Below are 23749 nucleotides of genomic sequence, written 5' to 3' on the forward strand. Positions count from 1 at the left end.
GCGGCCATTGTGGTGGGTCGGGCTGGATGTCCGCTGAGCGGCCCCTGCGGATGGACCGAGAGGGCGCTGAAGGTCAGGCGCCGTGGAAGCGCGCGGCACGCTTGCCGTTGAAGGCGCCGACGCCCTCGCGGAAATCCGCCGTATGCAGCAGCGCCTCCTGCCCGGTCTCCTCGCGTCCGATCGCCGCGGCCAGATCCAGGCTCGCGGCATTGATTGCGGTCTTGGTCGCGCCGGTGGCCAGCGGCGCGGAGGCGGCGAGTTCGCGGGCCAGAACCGCCGATCGCGCGGCGAACTCGGCGGTCGGGACGACCTCGGCGATCAGGCCCCACTGCGCCGCGGTCGCCGCCGGGAGGCGCTCGGCCGTCAGCGCGAGGCGCATCGCCCGCGCACGCCCGATGCTCGCGGCCACGAGCGCCGTCGCCCCGCCGTCGGGCATCAGCCCGATCTTGGTGAACGCGAGCATGAAGCTCGCTGCCTCGCTGGCCAGCACGTAGTCGGCGGCGAGCGCGAAGGAGACGCCGACACCGGCAGCCACCCCATTGACCAGGGCGAGCATCGGCGTGCGGGTCGCCGTCATCGCGGCGACGGCGCGGCCCGCGGCATAGAGCGTGGCGGTATCGATCTCCAATGGGCCGTCCGCCGGGACCGCCAGACTCGCGCCCGCGCAGAAGCCCCGGCCCGCGCCGGTGAGCGTGATCACCCGCACGCCCGGGTCGGCGTCGAGCCGCTCGAGCGCCGCCGTCAGATCCGCCAGCATCGGCGCGTCAACGGCGTTGAGCCGCTCGGGCGCATCGAAGGTCAGGGCGGCGATATCGCCCGCGACGCGGACGCGGATCATGCCTGGTGGCTCGGGGCGGCCGGGCGATGCGCCCGGCGGCGCTCGCGGGCATACACATCGGTCATCACGGTGGCGACGACGTCGATGGCGTCGAGGACGTCGTGTAGACGCGTGCGGAAGTTGGCCACGCGTTCTGGACGGTCCGGGCCTTCGGCAAGCACGCCGAGATTGTCGGCCAGTTGCAAGGCCGTGCCGAACAGCAGTGAGGACACCGGCTCCTCGGAGGAGACCCGCTTCTGGGCGACGAACTGATCACCGAGTTTGAGCGCGTCCTTGGTGACCTTCGCCTTCTCGATCGCCCCCGTCTCCGGATAGTCCATGAGCACGTCGGCGACGATCTCGTAGGCCTCGAAGAAGGGTCGCAGCGTGAAGGGAGAGAAAAGGGGCCACATCGCCGTCAGGGTGCGGCGGACGTCGAAGTCCGGTGCCGCGAGACGCTCTTGCCAGTCCGGCAACGAGCGAGTCATCTCCGCGTCAACCCGGCTGCGATACTCCGACTTCTCCTTGAAATAGAACTCGAACTTGAGCAGGTCGCGCAAGCGGTCCACGGCGGCCCAGAAGGCCGCAATCCGATCCGGGCCGGGGTCGGCCTCGCGCTCGGCCAGCACGAGCGACATCTCGCAGATGGCGGAGATCAAGAAGCGATGGACGATCGCATTGCGATAGAAGGTCGCGGCGAGCTGGTCCTCGGGCTTGATCAGCCAGACCCGGTCCCGTGCCCCGTCCACGCGTGTCACGGTGCCCGAAGAGGCGAGCGCGGCGAGCACCTGCTCGACACCTGTGGCGGTGCGGAGGTTGGCGACACTCGACGCCAGCGGCACCGACCGCGCGTCGAGATAGTCCAAGACGCGGGCCAACGCCGTGGTCACCTGGGCCGCGGTCATCGCCGTGCCCTGGACCCCGAGCAGGATCGTGGTGACCAGCGCCGTCGAGGTCACCGGGGTTGCTTCGTTCATCCGCCAGGCGACCTCGAAGGCGAGCTTCTGCAGGGCCAGCTTGCGCTTGGCCGGATCAGTCGCGGTCTCACCATTGGGCGGGCCCATCAGTGAGCGGATCATCACCGGCTCGGGGAAGCGGACATAGATCTTGCCGAAGTTGTTCGAGCCCTGCGCCTTGATGAAGTTGTAGAGCCAGGAGAAGCCCTCGGCCGCCTTCTTGCCGCCGCGGGCGTATTCGGCATACTCGCCGATCTCGTGGAGTTGGTCGAAGGTGATGGACACCGGCTGCAGGGCGATGTCATCGGAGCGGCCCTCGATATAGGCATCGGCGACGAACCCGAGAATGCCCAGCTTGGGGGGAAGCATCTTGCCGGTTCGCGAGCGCGTCCCCTCGATCGACCAACTGAGGTTGAAGCGCTTCTCGGCGAGGTAGCCGACATATTCCTTGAGGATGAACTTGTAGAGCGCGTTGTCGCCGATCGTGCGCCGGATGAAGACAACGCCGGCGCGACGCATGATCGAGCCCATCGGCCCGAAGGACATATTGATGCCCGCGAAGAGATAAGGCAGCGGGAAGTCGTTCTCTTCCAGGCACGCGGTGAAGACCAGGTTGTCAAGATTCGAACGATGCGACCACAGAAAAGAGACGGGGTGGTCGGCGGTGGTCCGGCGCAGCCGGTCGATCTCGTCGGGCATGGTGTCGATCTGCGGGTCGAAGCCCCGGCCGAAGACCGCCCGACCGACCCGCGGGAAGACGTCGACGAAATAGCGGCTCCAGCCGGTCGCGAGTTCGTCGAGGATCTCCTCGACCTTCTCGGTCGTCACCGTGACCGGGCCCAAGGTGGTGCGCAGATTGGCCAGGCCCGCCTGGAAGTGCCGGGAGGCGAGCATCTCGTCCTTGACCAGCTTGGCCGACTTGAACTGCGGTCCGAGCAACTGGGCGTCGGCGCGCTGCAGGGCCAGCCGGCCCCGGCGCCCGACGTAGCGAGCGAAGGCCACCGGATCCTGGCTGGCATCGCCGCCACCTTCGGCGAAGCGATCCCGCACCCGCGAGAGAGCGGCCGGCGTCCCGATGACAATCCGGCCGCGGTCCGGGTCGCTCCGGGCAATCTGGGCCTGCTGGCGCTCCTTGGGCTTGTAGGGATTGCGGCCACGGACCAGGTCGGTGACGCTGACCTTGCGTGAGCCGTCCTGATGTTCGGCCGGCAGCCAGGTCACGCCGATCGGCACCAGGAGCGCGTCTGCGTCGCCCTCGATCCGGCGGCTCAGGCCCGTGAAATCGCCGGTCGTCGATGCCCCACGGGGCAGCACGAAGAGGTCCATCCCACCCGGATGACTGCCCAAGTGTTCATCGACCCAGGACCGGATCAGCCTCTCCTCGACCGGGGTGCGTGCGGTGCCCACGGCGACGATTGGCTGGTCTGGGGCATAGGCGAGGTCCGCCGTGCCGGCGCTCATCGCGGTCCGGCAGGAGGAAAGGCCCAGAACGGGCAGGTGCGCGAGCGATGCATGGGGCCCTTTCTACAGCAGTTCGATAATGGTTGCGTTGGCCATGCCGCCGCCTTCGCACATGGTCTGCAGGCCGTAGCGGATGCCGTTGTCCTTCATGTGGTGAAGCATCTGGGTCATTAGGCGCGCCCCCGATCCACCGAGCGGATGGCCGATCGCGATTGCCCCGCCATTGGGGTTGAGCTTGGCGGGGTCCGCGCCGGTCTCGGCCAGCCAGGCCATGGGCACGGGCGCAAAGGCCTCGTTGACCTCGAAGACCCCGATGTCGTCGATCGTCAGGCCGGCCTTGGCCAGCGCCTTGGCGGTGGCGGGGATGGGCGCGCTGAGCATCATCACCGGGTCGTCGCCGGCGAGGACGCCGGTGTGGAAGCGAGCGATCGGCGTCAGTCCGAGCGCGGCGGCCTTGGCCGAGGTCATCATCAACAATCCGGCGGCCCCGTCGCTGATCTGCGAGGCATTGCCGGCGTGCACCGTGCCGTCCTCGCGGAAGACCGGCTTGAGGCTCGCGAGCGACTCCGGGGTAGTGCCTCGGCGCAGGCCCTCGTCGACCTCCAGCCGGCCACCGCCCGGGAGGTCGACCGGCGCATACTGACCGGTCAGCCGGCCGGCGTCGATGGCATCGGCGAGCTTGGCGTGGGAGGCGCTCGCGAACTCGTCCTGGGCTTGCCGGCTGAAGCCCCACTTCTGAGCCATCATCTCGGCGCCGATGCCTTGGTTGAAGGTGGGCACGCCATAGCGCTTGAGCACCGAATCGGCATACACCGGGCCGAACTCCCCGCCCGCCATCGACGCCCCCAGCGGCACCGCGCTCATCACCTCGACGCCACCGGCGACGACGACGTCGTACTGGCCGGCGATCAGGCCGGCGGCGGCGAAGTGGACGGCCTGCTGGGAGGACCCGCACTGGCGATCGATGGTGGTGCCGGGCACGCCTTCGGGCCAGCCGGCCGCGAGCACGCTGTTGCGGGCGATATTGAAGCCCTGACTGCCGACCTGCATGACCGCGCCCCAGATGACATCGTCGACCTCGGCGGGGTCGATGCCGCTGCGTTCGGCGAGGGCCGTGAGCACGTGCGCGGACAGATCCTGCGGGTGGACGGAGGCCAAGGATCCCTTGCGCTTCCCCACGGGGGTCCGGACGGCCTCGACGATGACGGCATCACGCGGTGACATGGGGTTCATCTTGCCTGTCCGGCGCGCCGGTAACCACGTCGGCTGTGTCACGTTGTCGCGGGCGACGGGTCAGCGCGGCGCCATCCGGATCGCCCCGTCGAGACGGATGGTCTCGCCGTTGAGCATCGGGTTGGCGATGATGTGCCCGACCAGCGCGGCGTACTCGCTCGGGTCCCCGAGGCGGGCCGGGTGCGGGACTTGCGCACCGAGCGAGTCCTGAGCATCCTGCGGCAGGCCGGCGAGCATCGGCGTCTTGAACAGTCCCGGCGCGATGGTGGTGACCCGGATCTTCAGGGCGGCGAGGTCACGGGCGATGGGGAGCGTCATACCGACCACGCCACCCTTGGACGCGGCATACGCGGCCTGACCGATCTGGCCCTCGAAGGCGGCGACGCTCGCGGTGTTGACAATGACGCCGCGCTCCTCGCCGATCGGGTCGGCCTTGGCGATCGCGGCCGCGGCGAGGCGGATGACGTTGAAGGTGCCGACCAGATTCACCATGACGACCGCGGTGAACAGATCGAGCGGGAAGGGCGACCCGTCGCGGCCGACGGTGCGCGCCGGCGGGGCGATGCCTGCGCAGTTCACCGCGACGCGCAGGGTGCCGAGCTCGGCGGCCCGCGCGACCGCGGCCTGGACGTCAGCCTCCTTCGTGACATCGGCCGGCGCGAAGGCGACGCGCTCGCCGAGTTCGGCCGCGACCTCCGCGCCCTTGCTGCTGGGCAGGTCGACGATGACGACCGACGCGCCAAGGCCGAGAAGTTGACGAGTGGTGGCCAGGCCGAGCCCGGACGCCCCTCCGGTGACGAGGGCGACGCTGCCGCTGATGTCCATGGTCAAGCACCTTTCTTGCTTTGCGTATGCCGTGGTGTGTCGTGCGTATGCCGGCGCGGCCGGGTCGGGGCGCGCCGGCGCTGGTCAGGCGGCCCGCAGCTCACGCAGGCCGGGGAGGGCCTGCTCGGCGAAGGTGCGCAGGAAGCGCTCCTGGTCATCGCCAGGGGCGTGGAAGACGAGGTGGTCGAAGCCGAGGTCGGTGTAGAAGCGGACCGCCTCGACGACCGCGTCGGCCTCGCTGGCCACGATCCAGCGCTTGGCGACCTGCTCGATCGGCAGCTCGTCGGCCGCCGCCTCCATCTCGCCCGGGCTGTGGATGCTGTGCTTCTGTTCGGCGGTCAGCGAGAGCGGCGCCCAGAAGCGGGTGTTCTCGAGGGCGGCCTGCGGGTCGGGGTCCCAGGAGAGCTTGATCTCGATCATCCGCTCGATCGGATCCTCGGCCCGGCCGGCCTTCGCGCGTCCTTCGGCGACCGCGGGGATCAGCTCATCGGCATACAGCTCGCGACCCTTGCCGGAGGTGCAGATGAAGCCGTCGGCGACGCGGCCGGCATACCGGGCAACCATCGGGCCGCTCGCCGCGACGTAGACGGGCACCGGGTCCTCGGGGCGATCGAAGATGCGCGCGCCGACGGTGTGGAAGTAGTCGCCATCGAAGGTGACCTCGTCCTCGGTCCAAAGCCTGCGCATCACGGTGACGGCCTCGCGCAGCCGCGCGAAGCGTTCCTTGAACTCCGGCCACTGCTCGACAGCGCCGACCGCGATCTCGTTGAGGGCCTCACCGCTGCCGACCCCGAGGAAGACGCGACCGGGAGCCAGGCAGGCGAGGGTCGCGAACTCCTGGGCGACGACCGCCGGGTTGTAGCGGAAGGTCGGGGTGAGCACGGACGTGCCGAGGGTGATCCGCTCGGTGCGGGCCGCGACATACGCTAACCACGCGAGGGCGTTCGGCGCGTGCCCGCCGGTCAGCCGCCAGGGTTGGTAGTGATCCGAGATCGACGCGCTGTCCAGTCCGACCTGTTCGGCCAGCACGGCATAATCCGCCAGCCGCGCCGGCGCGAACTGCTCCGCCGACGCCTTGTATCCGATCCGTATGCCCACTCGTTGCTCCTTCAACTGACGTCTCACTCGGAAACGATGGCGTCCAACTCGACCTCGACCTGCCAGCGCGGGTCGAGCAGGCCGGCGACGACGACCACGGTGCTCGCGGGCCGCACGTCGTGGAAGACCTCGCCGTGGGCCTGGGAGACCGGTTCGGCGGCGTCGGCGCTGGTGATGTACTGGCGGGTCCGCACGACCTCCGAAACGCTCCCGCCGAGCTCGGTCAGCGCGCCGATCGCGATCTCCCAGCATCGGCGGGCCTGGTCGAGGGGGTCGAGCACGATGCCACCGTCGGGCCAGATAGGGGCGGTGCCGCTGACGGCGATGTGATTGCCCACCCGGACGGCGCGACTGAAGCCGATGGTCGCTTCATACGGTGAACCGGACGAGGCATGGCGACGATCCATTGAACTGCGACTCTCCTTTGAGTTGACGCCCGGGATGAGGGGTGCCGAGCCGGCGACTTAGCGCAGGTTAGGTGTCCTTCAGCATGGTCGACCCTGCTGGAGGACACCAAACCTCTGCTAGCAGTGTTACGAAACCACGGACGGACGGGGTCCCCACGAAGTATCGGAGCGACGAAGGAGCGGAGAACTTCGAGGGGTGTCCTAGCAGCAGTTAGGGACGGGGGTCAGTGCTGGCCGATGTCGCGCAGGAGCGCCTGGAACCACTCGACCTGCGGGTCGAAGGCCTTGGCGCCGCGGATGCGCGGGAACTCGATCGCCCGCAGCTCGTCGCCGGCCTGCTCGTCCTCGCCGACCACGCCGCTCTCGCCGCGCAGGGCCGCATCCACCGCGAAATCGGTGCAGCGCTTGATCAAGGCGAGGTCCTCGTCATTGGCCGCCGCCGACCGGGCGAAGTAGCCCGACTTCTGGACCATGACCTTCTCGGCGCCGATCGCGGCCGCGAACTGCTTGGCGAACCAGGCACCCGGGTTGACCTTGTCGAGCATGACGTGGCCGAACGGGTCACGCGGCACCTCATCCCCCGCGGCCTCCATCTCAGCGACGACGTCCGCGACGCCCGCGCCCTCGGACAGGAAGATGTTGACGCAGCCGATCTCGTCCATGGTGGCGCGCAGTCGCGCACCCTCGGCGGCGATGTCGATGTGCGACTCCGGGACATAGACCCCGTGCACATCCCACCGCTGCTGCGAGTTCCCGATCCCCGGCACGTATGCCTGCTCCCCCACCCACGTGTGGTAGCGCCGGGCGGTCTCGGCCGTCAGCCATCCGCAGTGGCGCCCCATGACCTCGTGGACAATGAGCATCCGCGGATTCGAGGTGTGCTCGCCGATGATGTTCTTGGCAAAGATGGCCCCCTGCTCGGCCGCCGTCCAGGCGCCGAGGGTCTGCCGGATCGGGACCACGTCGTTATCGATGGTCTTGGGCAGGCCGACGACCTGGAGCTCGTAGCCGTTCTCGTGCAGGTAGGCCGCGAGATCGGCGGCCGTCGTGTTGGTGTCGTCCCCGCCGATCGTGTGCAGCACGTCAACGCCGTCCTTGGTCAGCTGCTCGGCGGCGACATGCAGGGGGTCCTGGCCCTCCTTGACCAGGCCGCGCTTGACGCAATCGGCGACATTGGTCAGCTTGACGCGCGAGTTGCCGAGCGGGCTGCCGCCGAAGTGGTGCAGCAGGTGGGCGCCCTCGCGCACCTCGGCGGTGACGGGAAGCGAGTTGCCGGTGAGCAGGCCGGCGTAGCCATCGAGATAGCCGATGATCTCCACCTCGGGAGCGGTCTCGGTGTAGCGCTCGATCAGGCCACCGACGGCACTGGACAGGCAGGGGGCGATGCCGCCGGCGGTGAGCATGGCGACCTTGCGAACGGGCATGACGAACCTTTCGGGAAGGCGAAGGTGACGTGCTCCCATCCTTCCACTCCGGCATACGGTCGGCGAACCGGCCGTCGTCACATGCTCCGATTCGGCGCCGTGGGTAAGCGCAGACCGATCCGCATCATGGCGTCGATCGCCGACATCCCGCAGCGGTCAGGCGGCTGCGTCGTCCCGCCAGGCAGGTAGGAGCGCGGCGTCAGCCGGCGGCGCAGGGCCGGGCGACGGTCTCGGCCGGCGGGGCGACGCGCTTAGGCGGCCGGGGAACCTGGGACTTTTCCAGGAGAGAGGTGAACCCGTTGCCGATGACCAGGTCGACGCCACTGCCCTCGCGGGCGTCCTGTTGCATCCGGGCACCGGGCAGGTTCTGCTGCACGGTGGCGGCGGCATCCGCGCCGTCCGGGCCGAAGCGGATGACCGCGATGTCATCGGGCAGGAAGCTGCGCAGCGGGTCGTTGCCGACGGTGCCGAGGTGGAATCCGCGGCTGGCCAGGTCGTCGGCGACCGTCGCGGCGAGGCCGGCGCGCCAGGTCGTGTTGTAGACATTCACCGTGATCTCGCTCGGCAGCGGGGCCGGCGGCGGCGGGACCGGCTTCAGCCCGGTGAACCCGTAGCCGATCACGACCTCGACCGTGCTACCACCGCGGCCGTCGTTCCACGTGCGGGCGCCGGGAATCTGTGCCGCAACGAGCAGCGCCTGATCCAAGCCCTTGGGGCCGTGGTAGATCATCGCGGCCCGCTTGATGTAGACGCCGTCGGGCGCATTGCTGACGTCCTTGACGACGAATCCCCGCTTGGTCAGGGCCTTGGCGACCTTGCCGCCCTGTCCGGCGGTCTCGTTCGAGTTGGTGACCAGGATGTCGAAGGAGTCGCGGGCCGGGGCCGGGACGACGGCCGAGACACACGCGATGGCGGGTTTACGGGTGAGCAGGCCTGCTCCATAGGCCCCGGCCACGCTCGCTCCACCGACGATCAACCCAGGCAGGGTGATAAGCAGCACGAAGCGGCGCCGTTGGCGCCAGCGGATGGCACGCCGTGCGTCGTCCGGTGCCACCGGGACCTGCGTCATCCGTCCTCGTCCCTTCGCTCGTGTCACTGAAGGCTCAGTCTGCCTCACTGGTCACATTGATCACTAGCGCAACACAAGTCACACTGATAAACTTTGATAACAGTTCTGTGACGTCCTCCGAGTGTTGACGCTCAGCGGCGGCGGGCGGTTGGCCGAAGGATCGTCACAGTCGAGACACGGCGCTGGGTCCTGGGGTGGTCAGCGGCCGGTGCCGGCGTAGACGACGGCTTCCTGGTCGGAGTCGAGACCGAAGGCCGTATGCACGGCGCGCACGGCCTCATCAAGCCGGTCGTCGCGCATGACCACCGAGATGCGAATCTCGGAGGTCGAGATCATTTCGACGTTGATGTCGGCCGCGGCAAGGGCCTTGAAGAAGGTCGCCGACACCCCCGGGTTGGACTTCATGCCCGCCCCGACCAGCGACAACGTCCCGATCTGGTCGTCATACAGCAAGGAGGCGAAGCCGACCTCGTCCTGGATCTTCGACAGGGCCTGCATGGCCGCCGGCCCCTCGCTGATCGGGACGGTGAAGGAGATATCGGTCAGGCCGGTCTCAGTCGCGGAGACATTCTGGACGATCATGTCGAGATTGATCTCGGCGTCGGCGATCGCAGCGAAGATCTGGGCGGCCATACCGGAGCGGTCGGGGACGCCGACCACGGTGACCTTGGCCTCGCTACGGTCGGTGGCGACCCCGGCAATGATCGGTGCTTCCACGGCTTCTCCTTCGGGAGCGGGCTGGTCGGTGACGAGAGTGCCCTCCTTGCTGGTGAAGGAGGAGCGGACATGGATGGGGATGTCGAAGCGGCGTGCATACTCGACGCTGCGCAGGTGGAGCACCTTCGAACCGCTGGCCGCGAGCTCGAGCATCTCCTCGGCGGTGATCCGGTCCAGCTTGCGCGCTGCTGGAACGATCCGCGGGTCGGCCGTGAAGACGCCGTCGACGTCGGTGTAGATCTCGCAGACGCTCGCCCGCAGCGCGGCAGCGAGCGCGACGGCGGTCGTGTCCGACCCGCCGCGCCCGAGCGTGGTGATCTCCTTGGTTTCCTTGCTGACACCTTGGAAGCCGGCGACGATGACGATGTGCCCCTTGCCGAGGGCCTCGGTGATCCGGCCGGGCGTGACGTCGATGATCTTGGCCCTGCCGTGTTGGGCGTCGGTGATGACACCGGCCTGCGAGCCGGTGAAGGAGCGCACGCTGTGTCCCTGGTCGGCGATGGCCATCGCCAGCAGCGCCATCGAAATCCGCTCTCCGGCGGTCATCAGCATGTCGAGCTCACGCGGGGGCGGCATCGGGCTGACCTCGCGTGCGAGGTCGAGAAGTTCGTCGGTGGTGTCGCCCATCGCGGAGACCGCGACGACGACGTCATTGCCTTCCTTGCGCGTGTCGATGATCCGGCGCGCGACGCGTTTGATGCTCTCGGCGTCGGCGACCGACGAGCCACCGTATTTCTGGACGACGATCGGCACGGCTGACAGCTCCAGGTCGCTAGGGGCAGGGGCGCGTCCACTCTAAGGAGGCGACGCGGCAGACAACCGCATTTTCCGTATGCCGGACCCCCGCGCTCGTGACGGCGCCCCCAGCCCGCCGAGGCGGTGGCCGGTCAGGGGTGCAGTGCGTCGAATTCGGCCTCGGCGACGATGTCCTCGTCGGCGTCGAGCCGGACGTGCGCCAGCAGGGAGTGCAGCACGCGCAGGGCCATGGCCGCCCGCTCGCCCCAGTCGGACAGATAGCTGAACTGCCACCACCACAGGGCTTCGATCCGGTTGCCGCGGTCGTAGTGCCGCAGGCCGTGATCGAGGGCGGCGACGACGGCGGCGAAGTCGGCGCTCAACGAGCCGGTGGTCAACTCGTGAGTGGTCACCGGGTCGACGAGGTCGGCATAGGTGTCCAACCCCTCGAAGACGTTGAGGATCGCGGACTGGAGGGCGTCGACATCGGTGTCCGGGCCGTCGTCGGGCTCGAAGCGCTCGCGCAGGACGACGTCCTGGACCGCACCGAGCCGGGCACCGGTGACAAGGACCTGCGAGGTCGCGAGGAGGGCCAACGAGAGAGCCGCCTCGGGGCTGGTGCCGGAGGCGATCTCGGTCATGGTGTCGAGGAAGGCCCGAGCTTCGAGGGCGGAGATCTCGGCGAGCTGGGCGAGATCCGCGGTGTCCGGGGCGTCGGTGTCGGTGACGCTGGTGTCGATGGCGTCGGTCCGGTCAGGCATCGATGAGTCTCCGTCCTTCGAAGGCGCGGCCCAGGGTGACTTCGTCGGCATACTCCAGGTCGCCGCCGACGGGCAGGCCGGACGCCAGCCGGGTCACGCGCAGGCCGAGCGGCCGCAGCTGGCGAGCGAGATATGCGGCGGTCGCCTCGCCCTCGATATTGGGGTCGGTCGCGATGATGACCTCGGTGATCTCGTCACCACCGAGGCGGCGCATGAGCTCGGCGATGCGCAGCTGATCGGGACCGATCCCGTCGATCGGGCTGATCGCGCCGCCGAGGACGTGGTAGCGACCCTTGAACTCGCGGGTGCGTTCGATCGCGACGACGTCCTTGGGTTCTTCGACGACGCACAGGGCGTGGGTGTCGCGCCGCGGGTCGGCGCAGATGCGGCACTGGGTGTCCTGGGCAACATTGCCGCACGTGCTGCAGAAGGTGACCTTGTCCTTGACCTCAGACAACGCCGTGATCAGGCGCTGGACGTCCGCTGCCTCGGCGCTGAGCAGGTGGAAGGCAATGCGCTGGGCGCTCTTGGGGCCGATCCCGGGCAACTGCCCGAGCTCGTCGATGAGGTCCTGGACCACGCCTTCGTACACGTGATCACCCTATGCGCTCGCACCGACAACAGCGCCCGACGCGCCCCGGCGCCCGCTTGCGCGGGACCGTATTCGCCGTCGGCCGATCTCGCCGAAGGGAAAGCGGTCAGGCCCCGGCTGAGCGCCCGGTCAGCTCTCGTCGCCCTCGGACCAGATGACGGTCCCACCAAGCACGCGCTCGATCACCGGGCGGCCGACCTCGCCGAGGGCGATGACGTCCTCGTCGTCGTCGCTGATCAGGTCCTCGTCATCGATGTCCGCATCAACGGCCGGATGCTGAGTGCTCAGCTCGGTCACCACCCGCCCGACGGGGGCAGGACGGGAGGATTCACCGGTGTTCGCGCCACTGGCCGGCCCACGCGCGCCCGGGCCCGACCCATGTCCGGCCCGTGTGGCCCGGGCCGATTGCGACGACCCCCCGTGCGAGGCGTGCCCGGCGGGGTCGGCGGCCGGGCCGTCGCCCGCCGCCTGATCCTGGGCGGCGGCACCCGGCGAAGGGCTCGCCCCGTCCGGGGCTGCGCCAGACACATCGGCCCAGCTCGGCGAGCCGGCGTTCGGGCTCGCCCCCCAACCGGACCCGCCACCACCAAGCGCCTCGCGGGCGGCCTGATCCGGTCCACCCGACCCGGAGGCACCCCGCCCCTCGCCGCGCCAGCCGGCATCGGGCACGTCGGCCGACCTTGCGTTGGCACCCGACCCCGGCCGTTGTGCTGGCAGCCCATCCGACCCTCGGGTTCCGGCGTCCAGACCCTGCTCGTGCTCAATGACGGGAGGGCTGGCGCCCGCACCTGACTGCCCTGCACCGACCCCGAGTGCCCCCTCGGATTGCCCTGCGTCACCTGAATGACCGGTGCCGGCCTGGCCATAACGGCTGCGGCGGTCGCCGGCTCCGGGTGCCGACTGCGAGCGCTCAGAGCCCCCGGGATGACCGCCCCGGGACCGATCGGGGCCGCCGGGTGCGCCACCAGCCTGCCCGGCACCCGGCCGCTCGTCACCGCCCTCGCGGCGACTACCGGAGCCACCCGCAACGGCGTCGACCCGCACGTCCACGCCCAGGACGTCGATCAGTGCCTGGCGCACGATCTCGGCGTGGATGCCGGACCGGAAGGTATTGGCCAGGCCGACCGTGGCGATCGTCAGCACCAGCCGCCGGCCGTCGTAGTCCTGGACCTGCGCGTGCTGCGACAAGAAGGTCCACGTGGTCCGCTTCAAGGTGAAGATCCGAGCCAGCACGTCCGGCCAGGAACGACGCAGGGCCCGGACATCAAGGCCACCCGGGCCCCGCCCGGACGGCGCACCATCGCCGGCCGACAAATCGGCCGGCGCCGGCCCGGTCCGGATCATCGGCCGCGGACCAGCCGATGGCCGAACCGAACCATGCTGTCCCGCAGCGCTGTTCCCACCCGGGCCCCGGGCATCGCTCTGGCCGCCAGGCCCCGCGAACCCGCCCGCATCGACTTGTCGGCCGGGCCCCGCCGACCCGCCCGGTCCGCGCGCATCGCCCGTTGCCGCCGACCCGCGATCCACACCACCACGACCAGCCGCGTCGCCGCGTTCCTGACCGATCTCGCGACCCCGCACCGAACCGTACCGGCCCGCAGATTCACCACCAACCTCACCCCGACCGGCCGCCCCGCCCTGCCCAGGACCATCGCCCCCGCCGCCTCGGCTAGCCGCACGCTCGTCGCCGACCTCGTGCCCGACCGGCTTCTCCGGCTCGGGCAGCGATTGCGCCCCGACTGCCGATCCCCCCAGGCCAGCCGCCGACTGCCCACGCGCCCCGCCGGCAGGCCCCTCGCTCGCGGCAGTTGCGGGGCGCGCGGCCGGCCCCGTGCCCGGCGAAGCCGCCGCCTGCCCGACCCCGGACGGGACGCCCCCCACCTCCAAGCGGCGTTCGAGCCGGTCCAGCCGAGCGGCATACCCGCGTTCGCCCGCGGCGCCCGGCAGCAGCACGCGCGCGGCGATCAACTCCAACTGCAGACGCGGCGACGTGGCGCCCGTCATCTCCGTCAGACCGGCATTGACAATGTCGGCGGACCGGGACAGATCCCCCAGCCCGAAGGCCGCAGCCTGCACCCGCATCCGGTCGATCTGGTCGCTCGGCAGTCCGCGCAGCACGAAGGCGCCCGTGTCCGGCGCTGCTGAGAGCACGATCAGGTCGCGGAAGCGCTCGAGCACATCCTCGACGAACCGTCGCGGATCGAGCCCGGTGTCGATCACCCGCTCGATCTGCCCGAAGACCGACGCGCCGTCCCCGGCAGCAAAGGCATCGATCGTCGCGTCCAACAGTTCAGCGTCGGTGAACCCGAGAAGAGCGGCGGCGCCGTCATATGTCAAGCCGTGCTGGTCGGAGCCGGCCATCAACTGATCGAGCACCGAGAGCGAGTCACGCACCGACCCCGCGCCCGCGCGCACGACGAAGCTCAACACGCCCGGCTCGACGGGCACCCCCTCGGCCACGCACAGCTGCTCGAGATAGTCGTGCAGTCGCGCGGGCGGCACCAGCCGGAAGGGATAGTGGTGCGTGCGCGAGCGGATAGTGCCGATGACCTTCTCGGGCTCGGTCGTCGCGAAGACGAATTTCACATGCTCGGGCGGCTCTTCGACGATCTTGAGCAGAGCGTTGAAGCCCTGCGGGGTGACCATGTGCGCCTCGTCGATGATGTAGACCTTGAACCGGCTCGAGGCGGGGGCGAAGGCCGCACGTTCGCGCAGGTCACGCGCGTCGTCGACGCCACCATGGCTGGCGGCGTCGATCTCGATGACGTCGATCGAGCCGGACCCGCCGCGCGCGAGGGCGACGCACGAGTCACACACTCCGCAGGGGGTGCCGGTCGGCCCCTCTTCGCAGTTGAGGCAGCGTGCCAGGATCCGCGCGCTCGTGGTCTTGCCGCAGCCGCGCGGACCCGAGAAGAGGTAGGCGTGGTTGATGCGTCCCGAGTCGAGGGCGCGCATCAGGGGCACCGTCACGTGCTCCTGCCCGATCACGTCGGCGAACGTGTCGGGCCGGTAGCGGCGATACAGGGCGGTGCTCACCCGGGGAACCTTAGTAGTGCCAGCCGACAACCCCTCCCCGCAGCAACCACCCGGCCGCAGCGCTCACCCGGCGAGCGGGATCCGCAGCTCCGTCAGCAGGCTACGGACCCGGACGTCGATGTCGTTACGGATCTCGCGGACGACCCGAAGCGGCTGGTCGTGCGGGTCCGCGACGGGCCAGCTGACGACCAGCTTGGCCCCCAGGTCGTCCGGCTGAGACCCCATCTCGACGAGGATGTCCGGGGCATGCACCGGATCGCCGACCGGACTGCTCCGGAACAGCTGCTCCAGATCGATGCCGCGCTCGCTCATCGCCTCGGCGACCAGGGTGTCGACGGCGACTGCGGTATGCCGTCCGGTCGCCCGCACATGAACGTGCCGCCCGCCGAGGCGGTGCGCGAAGGCCGCGGCCATCTGGGAGCGGCCGGTCCCCCACTCGCACGCAAAGAGGATCGTCGGCACCGTGTGCAGCGCCTCGCCATGGCCGGCTGCGTCGGCCTGCAACAGGTCGCGGGCCCGCTTGGCCACGAGGATGCCGAGGAATTCGGGGTGCCGGGACGCCGGCTCCAGCTCCGCCCGCGCTCGCCCGACCGCCGCTGCCACCTCTTCGCGCGTGAGCGAGTCGGAGAACTTCGCCGCCAGGTCCGCGGTGATCTGCTCGTATGCCGTGTCGTCCAGGTGATGCATCGCTCGCCTTCCGTGATCTTCGGATCACATCCTTGCGCGCGGCCGCCCCGCTGTCACGAGCGGGGACCCACCGACGGGTCGCTCCCTCGCCGAGCGGTCGTTTCCCGTCCGACGGAGAGTTGCCTGGCGGACGGGCGTCCTCGGCCGGGACAACCCTGGGCCCGCCACCACGCCCGGCCGACCCAACACGCGGCGCGAGGGACAATAGGGCCATGCGTATCGACGTCTGGTCCGACATCGTCTGTCCCTTCTGCCACCTCGGCCGGCGGCATCTCGAACTCGCCCTCGCCCGCTTCGAGCATGCCGACGAGGTCGAGGTGATCTGGCATAGCTTCGAGCTCGATCGCAACGCCCCGCGGGTCGGCACCGAGCCGGTGATCGAGGGGGTCGCCGCCAAATACGGCGTCCCGATGGAACAGATGGTCGCGCAGCACGAGTCGATGGCGGCCGCCGCGGCAGCGGTCGGGCTGGACTTCCAGTGGCGTCGCCTGGTGGCGTCCAACTCCTATGACGCCCATCGCCTCATCCACGCGTCGCGGGCCGCCGGCGTGGAGACGCCGGTCACCGACCGGATCATGCGGGCCTGGTATTCCGAGGGTGCGGCCATCGGTGATCCCGAGGTGCTCGCCGCCCTGGCCGTCGAGGGCGGGCTGGCTGCGGACGTCGTCGCCACGGTCCTGGCCGGCGACGCCCACGGCATCGACGTGCGCACCGACGAGGCGCTCGCTTCCGAGATCGGCGTCTCCGGGGTGCCGACCTTCGTGCTCGATCAGAAATTCGCCGTCACCGGCGCCCAGCCCGTCGATGTCCTGCTCTCCGCCCTCGATCACACGTGGGCCGACCGGGGCAACCGCCCGGAGGCCAGCGCCGGCGGCTGTGGCGGCGGGTGTTGTGGTGGCGGGTGCGCGTCCGACGACGCGCTGGACGGCGAGGGGGCAGCCACCGAGTCGGCGGCCGGCGGTTGCGGCGCGAACGGCTGCGGATGCTCAGCAACCGCAGACGTGGGCTGTGACGGCGATGTCTGCGCCCCAGCGCGTTCCAACGCTGAAGCGCGCGCCGCATCCGCTCACTGAGGCGAGTCCACGGCATACGGGGCCATCGTGATCTCTAGCGGTGCCGCGGCCGGCCGCTGGCCCTCGGGCCGGATCGATAGCAGCGCCGCGGCCGGACAGGCCATTGCAGCGACACCTTGTGCTCGGTCGTCCCCGACCCTCACCATGGCCTGATGCAAACCCGACCCGGGCCCGCGTTCGGCCGCCTGGTTGCCGTCGTCGTCGTGGCGCTGACCTGGCTTTTCGCCGGACCGGCGACTGCGGGAATCGCCCGCACCGATGAGTTGCCCCGCTACGCCCAGCGCGTCATCGCGGCGCCGACGAGCCCCGGCCTCGCTGCGTGGGGACTGGCCTACAACCCGGTGAGCGACGAACTCGCGGTCGGGGACTATGTCGCCAAGCAGGTCCGGCGCTACTCCCGCGCCGGCGCCTATCTCGGGGACTTCACCAACCCCGGAGGGGCCGTGCCGGGCGTGGCCTCCGCCTTGACAATCGACCCGCGCGACGGGTCCTACTACCTGGCCGTCACCGGCGCGGCGACGCAGCCGATTGACGTCGTCAAGTACTCCGCAACGGGCCGGTTCATCGCCAAGTTCGGCATCACGCAGAAGGTGGCCTGGCTCGCGGTCGACCCGAGCACCGGCGATCTGTGGATCCCGGATGCCTTCGGCGGCCGCACCACGATCAAGCGGTATGCCGTGTCCATCCCCGCCGGTTCGACCACCGGCCGGCTCACTCTCAAGCTCAGCATCAAGCGCCCGGGCAGCCGCCCCGGCCAGGTGCGTTGGGCGACGGGCGTGGTCACCGACCGGGCCGGCAATCTCTATGTCGCCGACACCGGCAATGTCACGGTCCACGTCTTCGGCGCCAATGGCACCTGGAAGTACGACATCGGCAACCGCACGACACTGACCGGCGACCTGCGGGGTCTCGCGCTCGATGAGCGCCTGGACCGGCTCTATGTCTCCAACGCGGCCGGCGCCACGATCGAGGCCTTTGCGCTGAGCACGCGCGCCTGGGCCGGTCGGATGGGATCCGAGGGCACCGGTCCGGGACAGTTCGTCGACGGCGCTCGTCAACTGGCGGTCGCACCCGACCACATGGTCTGGGCAGCCGACTACGGGCAGCGACGCGTCCTCGGGTTCGGAGCGGACGGCATACCGGCAATGGTGTTTCCCGATCCGGCGCTGCCGGAGGATCCTGCGGGCCTGTCGGTGCCGCGCGGGGTGGATGTCGATCCGGCTAGCGGCGACGTGCTGGTCGTCGACTCGTTCGGCCAGCACGTCCTGCGGTACGCCACTGACGGCACCCTCCTTGCCCGCGCCGGCCGGCGCGGCTCCGCACCGCCGGATGGAATGAACTACCCCAAGGCGGTCGCGGTCGATCCCGCGACGGGGAACGTGTGGGTGAGCAGCTACGAGGGGCAGCCCTTCGTCCTCGGTTACTCGGCGGATCTGACGACCGGCCAGGGCCAGATCATGACGCCGCGTTTCACGGCTGACATCGAGATCTCGGGTGGCCTTCTCTACACCGTGCAGACCAGTCCGGCCGCGGTGCGCGTCTACGACCTGACGAGCAAAGCGCTTGTGCGCCAATGGGCTTCGCCGGTCGCCCGCCTGGCCGCCGTGGCCGTGGATCCGGCCACCGGCGACATCTGGCTGGGCAGCGAGAGCGCGCGGTCGCTGACGATCCTGTCGCCGTCGGGGGCCGCGACGACCGTGGCCCTGGGCGGCGTGGCCTGGGGCATCAGCATCCGCGGCGATCGGGTGTTCGTCAGCGACGGAGCGGCCGGCGTGGTGCGCGTGCTCGACCGGCTCACGCGCACCGAGGTCGCGACCATCGGGGGCCCGGGCACGACCTTCGGCAAACTCGGCGGACCCGCCGGGCTGGCCGTCGATCCGACCGGCAATCTCTATGTGGCCGAACAGAAGAACGGCCGGATCACGGTCTTCGGGCAGGCGCCGCCAGTGCGGGCGAACGTGCCCTCCGTCGTCATCGAGCCAGGCCTGGGCAGCGGCGTGCAACCCGTCGTCTCCGGAAGCGCCGGGGCCGGCGCGGGCATCGCCTTCGTCGACGTGCAGGTCCGTGACACCCTCACCGGGCAGTACTTCGACACGCAGCGCAACCGCTGGTCGACGACTGCCGCGTGGAACCGGGCCGTCGTCTGGGGGGACATCACGGCGCCGTCGTGGCGCGTGACGGTTCAGTTGCCACTTCCCGCCTCCGGCACGTATGACGTGTCCGCCCGCGCCGTCGACCGCGCCGGCGTGCTCTCCTCGGCATCGCGGGCCACGCTGAAGCGGACATAAGGACACCCCGCGTACCTGGAAGAGCTCACTGACCCTTGCTGCATTCCTGCCCTGGGGGAGTTGGGTGAGGTACCACCACGCGGGGTGCCTGTGCCAAGTGTAGGCGACGCCTTCGGGCGCCCGGGACCGGCCGCCGGGACGAACGCCCGGGACTCGGATCAGATGTCGGTGATGCCGCGATAGCGCGCACCGGCGTGGGCGCGTAGCAGCCCGTCGACTGCAGCGAGGCTATCCGCGGGCAGGCGATCGCGGTGCGTGTACGGCGGGCGCGCGCCGTCCGCGACCAGCCGTCCGGCCGGGGCACCGGGCGCCAAGCCGACCCACAGCGTGACCACCTGCCGACGGACGGTCCGGCCGGGACGCTCGCGCACGATGATGCCGACGGACCGGACGTCGGTCCACGGCGCACTCCACGACCGAACCCCGGTGCGCCGCAACCCCATGGCATCCACCTCGATGCGCTGCTCCTTGGTGCCCAGCAGCTCGATGACAGTCACCATCCCGGCGAGCCCGATCAGCGTGAAGAGGGCGCCGAAGAACCCGCCGACGATCCGGACAGCCGTGGTGTCGGGGACATAGTTGCGGCCGGCGATCGCGCTGTACAGCGCCCAGCCGCCCAGGGCCAGTGTGCCGATGGACACCACCAACAAGAACGCGATCGTCCCGCCACCCGCCAGCCTCACCGCGCCCATCGGCCCTGATGCCACGTCCTGCAGTCCGCTCCCCTCGACCGGGCCCGCGCCGTCCTGCGGTCCTTCGGTTCCGTGCGGCCATGCGCTGGGTGCCGCCGACCCAGGTCCGTATGCCGCGCCCCCGGTCCCGTATGCCGCGCCCCCGGTCCCGTATGCCGTGCCCCCGGCCCCGTATGCCGTGGCCCCGCGCTCGTGGCGGCCCGAGGTTGCCGGGTCGGCCGGCCACCCGGCCGCCCCGCGCGCCTCGCTGCCGGCGACGTGCGGCGCATCCACCGGCCACCCGCCCGCACCGACCATCCCGGGCGGGATCCCGGCCGGTGAGCGGGCCAGGCTCCCGCCCAGCAGCGCGGCCGTCGCGAGGGTGACCGGCCACAACCGGTCCGCGTGTTCGAGCACGGTCCCGCCGATGACCACGAGGGGAAACGACCCGAACAACTGCCATCTCGGCAGCCGCCGCATGCCCCGGCTGAACGCATAGCCCAACCACGCCACCAGCCCGACCATCAATCCCACGGCGACCCACCCGGGCAGGCTCTCCTTGCCCATGGACACGGCCGCGCCGATCGACATCATCGCCAGGATGCCCGGCGCGGCATACGCAATGACGGCGAGGGCGGCTGGGCGGCGGTTCACCGCCGCAGTATGCCGCCCGGCCAGGGCGAACGCTGCGCACCGGGCCGCGATTTCAGCGCGGGCACCCCCCTCGGGTAGCCTCCTTGACGGAGGATTCGCATAGTGGCCTAGTGCGCACGATTGGAAATCGTGTTGGGATAAAACCCTCGGGGGTTCAAATCCCCCATCCTCCGCCCGTCGCCCCGCGACCACCGACCGCCCCGGACCCCTGGTCCGGGGCGGTCGTCGTTCCTCCGATCACGACGGGGACGGCGTTGCCGAGGGCCCTGACGAGAGCCGGTGAACGATCCGGAACTCGGTCGCCGTCACGGTGATCGTGCTGATCTATCCGTCCTCCTCGGTGAAGCGAAGGGTCGTTGCTGCGGCGGCGGTGTCGTCGGCGGTGACGCTCAGGCGCATATCCGTCAGGTGCGCCCGAGAGAACGCGTGGAACTCTTCGGGCGAGTGACCCGCCAGCCGATAGCCCGCCCCGGACTCGGGGTCGGTCACGTCCGTGGCCGTCGTCCCAGCGGGATAGCGCATGAACAACGGGGCATGGCGCAGTCCAAGGTCGGCGCGGGTCAGCCACATGCTCGGATCCTGATCCGTCGGCGCGAGCGCCGCCGCGGCCTCCTGCGAGTAGCCGAAGATCACCATGGCCGCGTTGACCGTGATGGCCCAACCCCGTCCCGCCGCGGTGAGGACGGTGCCATTGTCATTCGTCATGGCGTAGCCCCAGCCTGGCAGGCGTTCGCGGAAGTAGGCGACGATCGCGGCGTCCTCCGGTGGGTCGAGGTGCACCGTCGTGGCGAAATCCGAGGGGAAGACGGCGGTGACCCGCGAGTCCGGTGGGAACGTCAGTCCCGGCGGCGCGAGGAAGGTCCGATGATCCACGGTGATCGGGGCCGGCGCCTCCCGCGTCGTCGATCCAGTAGCGATCCGATGACCGATGCCGAGGAGGACGGCCCAGCCACCCCCGTTGGGCTCGCTGGCCCGCTCGTCGAGCCGCTCGCGGCAGCGGTGGATGACCGGGTCCCCGAACCGGACGTTGTCGGCACGGGCACGCTGGAGTTCCCGCAAGCGGAGATGCTCAGGCCGGCCAGCAGACACGCGACAGCGAGGTTGGCACGGCGAAGCGAGGGACAGGTGCGGCTGCTGATACTCATGCCTCAACCCTGCCCCGGCAAAAGGCGCGGCGCACGTCGGCGAATCGGCTGTCCGCCGAACTGCCGACAGCACGTGCCGCGCACGCCAGGCATGCTTGACCCGTGGCGAGCGACCCCGAAGCGCAGCCGGCGCCCGTCGCCGCAGCGGCGGCCCACGCCCGCCCAGCGGGTCTGGTGCTCATGGCGATCGGCCCCAGGCGATCGCGTGGCCATTGGCGATGGCGAGCAGCGACGGCGATGGTGTGGGATCCCGGCCGCTGGCGATTGCGGCCTATGCGCTCTCTTGCGGCGGACTGCTCCTCGCCGTCTTCGCCGTATGGCGCGCCCGCCCCGCCGCGCGTGGCCTCGCTCGTCGGCGGTTGCCTCGCGCTGATCCTCGGTGGCGTCGCGACTCGGCACGCCTACGGCGCGAGCTTCGCCCATCCCGCCCTCGCCCCCGCGATCGGCATCGGCATCGCCAGCGGGCTGCTCTGGCCTCGCCGACGGCTCCCGGGCGCGCCCGCCGCGCTCGCGCTCGCCTACCTGGCCGGCATCATCCGCACCATCGCTCTCGGCACGCCGGCGCTCTCGCGTGGCTGAGCAATGTTGCCGTCCTCGTCGGGGCGGGAGTCCTCACCCAGGTGGTCGCGGGCGGCTGGCTGCTCGCCGAGAATCGGGCGGCTCGCGCCGAGGCCCGCGCGGCACAGGCGGCGTCCCTCGAGCACGCCCTCCTCGCCGCCACTCAGGCCGACCAAGCCCGCGAGGACGAGCGGGCGCGGCAATAACGCACCGTGCACGACACCGTGCTGTCGAGCCTCTCGGCTCTCGCGCGTGGCTCCGTCGATACCACTGAACCCGCTGTGCGGCAACGGCTCTCGGCCGAGGCGGACTACCTGCGCGGACTGATCGCGAGCACCCGCTCGTGCTCGGGGATGTATCTCGTCGGTGAGATCGCCCGCACGACCCGCGAGCACGCAGCGAGCGGGTTGCGCGTCCATCCCCACATCGCCGATGTCCCCGACGACCTGCCCGAGGAGGTCGAACGCGCCCTCGGCGACTGCGTCCGCGAGGCGCTGACGAATGTGGTGCGGCACAGCGGCACTCGGCAGGCCTGGGTGACCGTCGTCGGCAGCACACCGGAGCACCCGCTCGCTGGCGACAACGACGTCCCGGTCACTGACTCGGGCTCACACGACACCGCTCGTCACCACGGCCCCCTCGGCTCACGGGCCGGCCGGACCCATGCCCAGGTCCAGGTGACGATCACCGACCGCGGCACCGGCTTCGATCCGGCCGCCTGCCGACGGGGGCTCGGTATCGACCGCTCGCTCATCGAGCGGATGCGCGATGTCGGCGGCTCGGCTGCCGCCGACTCCGCCCCCGGCCAAGGCACCAGCGTCGAATTGCGGTGGCCCGTATGACGATTCGCGTGGCCGCCATCGATGATGACCGCATGCTCCTCGGGGGTCTACGACTGTGGCTTGGCCCGATCCCGGACGTCGATCTGGTGTTGACCGCCGCCTCGGTCGCCGCCTATGTCGAGTCCGGCTGTGCCGCCGATGTCGCCCTGCTCGACCTCAATCTGCGCGACGATTCCGACCCTGCGGACAACGTCCGCACGCTCCTTGCTACGGGCGCTCGCGCCCTGGTCGTCTCGACGATCCCCGAGCCGGCGGCTGTGCTTGCGACCGTCGGCGCCGGCGCGGCCGGCTATGTCTCCAAGGATCAAGACCTTGACGTTCTGCTCGCCGCTATCCGTGAGGTTGCCGCAGGCGGCTTCGTCATCTCCCCCGAGCTCGCCTTCGTGCTCAGCCGCGACACCCGCCCAGGTCGCTCGCAACTCTCACCGCAGGAGCGAGCCGTACTCACGGCTACGCCTCCGGGGCGACGCTCGCGGCATCGGCGCGCCGTGCGGGAGTCGCCTACGGGACCGCGAAGGAATACCTCGAACGCGTCAAACGCAAGTATGCCGAGGCCGGCCGTCCGATCTAGACCAAGCTCGATCTCGCCGACCGCGTGCGGGAGGACCGCTGGGATCAGCCCCCGCCAGCGTGAACCACGTGCCGCTCGCCGCGCCCCGACCGCCGCTGATCCACATCACAGTCCCCACCGCTAGCGCGA

At 70.3% G+C, this 23749-nt stretch carries 21 protein-coding genes, 1 tRNA gene and 1 other RNA gene; 7 read left to right on the top strand and 16 right to left on the bottom strand.

Annotation, left to right across the window (positions count from 1 at the left end):
- Positions 1-73: 73 nt before the first annotated feature.
- From ABD209_RS19290 to ABD209_RS19350, 13 genes are all read right to left on the bottom strand, one after another.
- Positions 74-838 carry an enoyl-CoA hydratase-related protein gene (locus tag ABD209_RS19290; RefSeq protein WP_344069592.1) on the bottom strand — a complete coding sequence of 255 codons (765 nt, stop codon included), beginning with the start codon at positions 836-838 and terminating at the stop codon, positions 74-76.
- Positions 835-3234: a glycerol-3-phosphate 1-O-acyltransferase gene (locus ABD209_RS19295; RefSeq protein WP_344069595.1), complete on the bottom strand. Its 2400-nt coding sequence runs from the start codon at positions 3232-3234 to the stop codon at positions 835-837. Before ABD209_RS19295 ends, ABD209_RS19290 begins: the two co-directional genes overlap by 4 nt.
- A gap of 63 nt (positions 3235-3297) precedes the next feature.
- Entirely contained in the window at positions 3298-4458 is a 1161-nt protein-coding gene (locus ABD209_RS19300) for a thiolase family protein (protein WP_344069598.1), read from the bottom strand.
- Positions 4459-4527: 69 nt separating this feature from the next.
- A complete protein-coding gene (locus ABD209_RS19305; RefSeq protein WP_344069601.1) occupies positions 4528-5292 on the bottom strand; it encodes a 3-hydroxyacyl-CoA dehydrogenase in 765 nt (254 codons plus the stop codon).
- Positions 5293-5376: 84 nt separating this feature from the next.
- On the bottom strand, positions 5377-6390 hold the full coding sequence (gene fgd / locus ABD209_RS19310; RefSeq protein ID WP_344069793.1) for a glucose-6-phosphate dehydrogenase (coenzyme-F420): 1014 nt from the start codon (positions 6388-6390) through the stop codon (positions 5377-5379).
- Positions 6391-6413: 23 nt separating this feature from the next.
- Positions 6414-6797 (bottom strand): RidA family protein, encoded by a 384-nt coding sequence (locus ABD209_RS19315; protein WP_344069604.1) that lies wholly within the window; start codon positions 6795-6797, stop codon positions 6414-6416.
- Between the two features lie 224 nt (positions 6798-7021).
- Positions 7022-8221: a pyrophosphate--fructose-6-phosphate 1-phosphotransferase gene (locus tag ABD209_RS19320; protein ID WP_344069606.1), complete on the bottom strand. Its 1200-nt coding sequence runs from the start codon at positions 8219-8221 to the stop codon at positions 7022-7024.
- 199 nt (positions 8222-8420) lie between these two features.
- Positions 8421-9290 (bottom strand): LytR C-terminal domain-containing protein, encoded by an 870-nt coding sequence (locus ABD209_RS19325; protein ID WP_344069609.1) that lies wholly within the window; start codon positions 9288-9290, stop codon positions 8421-8423.
- Positions 9291-9488: 198 nt separating this feature from the next.
- Positions 9489-10760, bottom strand: a complete 1272-nt coding sequence (locus ABD209_RS19330) for an aspartate kinase (RefSeq protein WP_324386817.1) — start codon at positions 10758-10760, stop codon at positions 9489-9491.
- 134 nt (positions 10761-10894) lie between these two features.
- The gene (locus tag ABD209_RS19335; protein WP_324386816.1) at positions 10895-11503 is read right to left on the bottom strand and encodes a DUF5063 domain-containing protein; all 609 of its coding nucleotides are present in this window, start codon (positions 11501-11503) and stop codon (positions 10895-10897) included.
- Positions 11496-12095 (bottom strand): recombination mediator RecR, encoded by a 600-nt coding sequence (gene recR / locus ABD209_RS19340; protein ID WP_344069613.1) that lies wholly within the window; start codon positions 12093-12095, stop codon positions 11496-11498. Before recR ends, ABD209_RS19335 begins: the two co-directional genes overlap by 8 nt.
- 129 nt (positions 12096-12224) lie before the next feature.
- The gene (locus ABD209_RS19345) at positions 12225-15131 is read right to left on the bottom strand and encodes a DNA polymerase III subunit gamma and tau (protein WP_344069616.1); all 2907 of its coding nucleotides are present in this window, start codon (positions 15129-15131) and stop codon (positions 12225-12227) included.
- Between the two features lie 63 nt (positions 15132-15194).
- A complete protein-coding gene (locus ABD209_RS19350) occupies positions 15195-15818 on the bottom strand; it encodes an arsenate-mycothiol transferase ArsC (RefSeq protein ID WP_344069619.1) in 624 nt (207 codons plus the stop codon).
- Positions 15819-16030: 212 nt separating this feature from the next.
- Here ABD209_RS19350 and ABD209_RS19355 point away from each other — a divergent pair, with 212 nt between their 5' ends.
- Positions 16031-16891 (top strand): DsbA family oxidoreductase, encoded by an 861-nt coding sequence (locus ABD209_RS19355; protein ID WP_344069622.1) that lies wholly within the window; start codon positions 16031-16033, stop codon positions 16889-16891.
- Between the two features lie 152 nt (positions 16892-17043).
- The gene (locus tag ABD209_RS19360; protein WP_344069624.1) at positions 17044-19179 is read left to right on the top strand and encodes an NHL repeat-containing protein; all 2136 of its coding nucleotides are present in this window, start codon (positions 17044-17046) and stop codon (positions 19177-19179) included.
- Here the strand turns inward: ABD209_RS19360 and ffs are convergent.
- An RNA gene (gene ffs / locus ABD209_RS19365) (signal recognition particle sRNA small type) lies at positions 19175-19271 on the bottom strand. The genes ABD209_RS19360 and ffs overlap by 5 nt on opposite strands.
- Positions 19272-19337: 66 nt before the next feature.
- A complete protein-coding gene (locus tag ABD209_RS19370; RefSeq protein ID WP_344069627.1) occupies positions 19338-20504 on the bottom strand; it encodes a hypothetical protein in 1167 nt (388 codons plus the stop codon).
- 88 nt (positions 20505-20592) lie between these two features.
- Between ABD209_RS19370 and ABD209_RS19375 the strand changes: the two genes are divergently transcribed.
- Positions 20593-20677 (top strand) — tRNA-Ser (locus ABD209_RS19375).
- Between the two features lie 151 nt (positions 20678-20828).
- Here the strand turns inward: ABD209_RS19375 and ABD209_RS19380 are convergent.
- On the bottom strand, positions 20829-21563 hold the full coding sequence (locus ABD209_RS19380; protein WP_344069629.1) for a hypothetical protein: 735 nt from the start codon (positions 21561-21563) through the stop codon (positions 20829-20831).
- A 188-nt stretch (positions 21564-21751) separates the two neighbouring features.
- Between ABD209_RS19380 and ABD209_RS19385 the strand changes: the two genes are divergently transcribed.
- From ABD209_RS19385 to ABD209_RS19400, 4 genes are read left to right on the top strand one after another with little or no spacing between them, the layout of a single operon-like run.
- Positions 21752-22228: a hypothetical protein gene (locus ABD209_RS19385; RefSeq protein ID WP_344069632.1), complete on the top strand. Its 477-nt coding sequence runs from the start codon at positions 21752-21754 to the stop codon at positions 22226-22228.
- A gap of 41 nt (positions 22229-22269) precedes the next feature.
- Positions 22270-22413, top strand: a complete 144-nt coding sequence (locus ABD209_RS19390; RefSeq protein WP_344069635.1) for a hypothetical protein — start codon at positions 22270-22272, stop codon at positions 22411-22413.
- A 6-nt stretch (positions 22414-22419) separates the two neighbouring features.
- Positions 22420-23049 (top strand): sensor histidine kinase, encoded by a 630-nt coding sequence (locus ABD209_RS19395; RefSeq protein WP_344069638.1) that lies wholly within the window; start codon positions 22420-22422, stop codon positions 23047-23049.
- Positions 23046-23744: a transcriptional regulator gene (locus tag ABD209_RS19400; RefSeq protein WP_344069640.1), complete on the top strand. Its 699-nt coding sequence runs from the start codon at positions 23046-23048 to the stop codon at positions 23742-23744. Before ABD209_RS19395 ends, ABD209_RS19400 begins: the two co-directional genes overlap by 4 nt.
- Positions 23745-23749 lie beyond the last annotated feature (5 nt).

The organism is Nostocoides vanveenii (assembly GCF_039531165.1).
GTDB classification, from domain to species: Bacteria; Actinomycetota; Actinomycetes; order Actinomycetales; family Dermatophilaceae; genus Nostocoides_A; species Nostocoides_A vanveenii.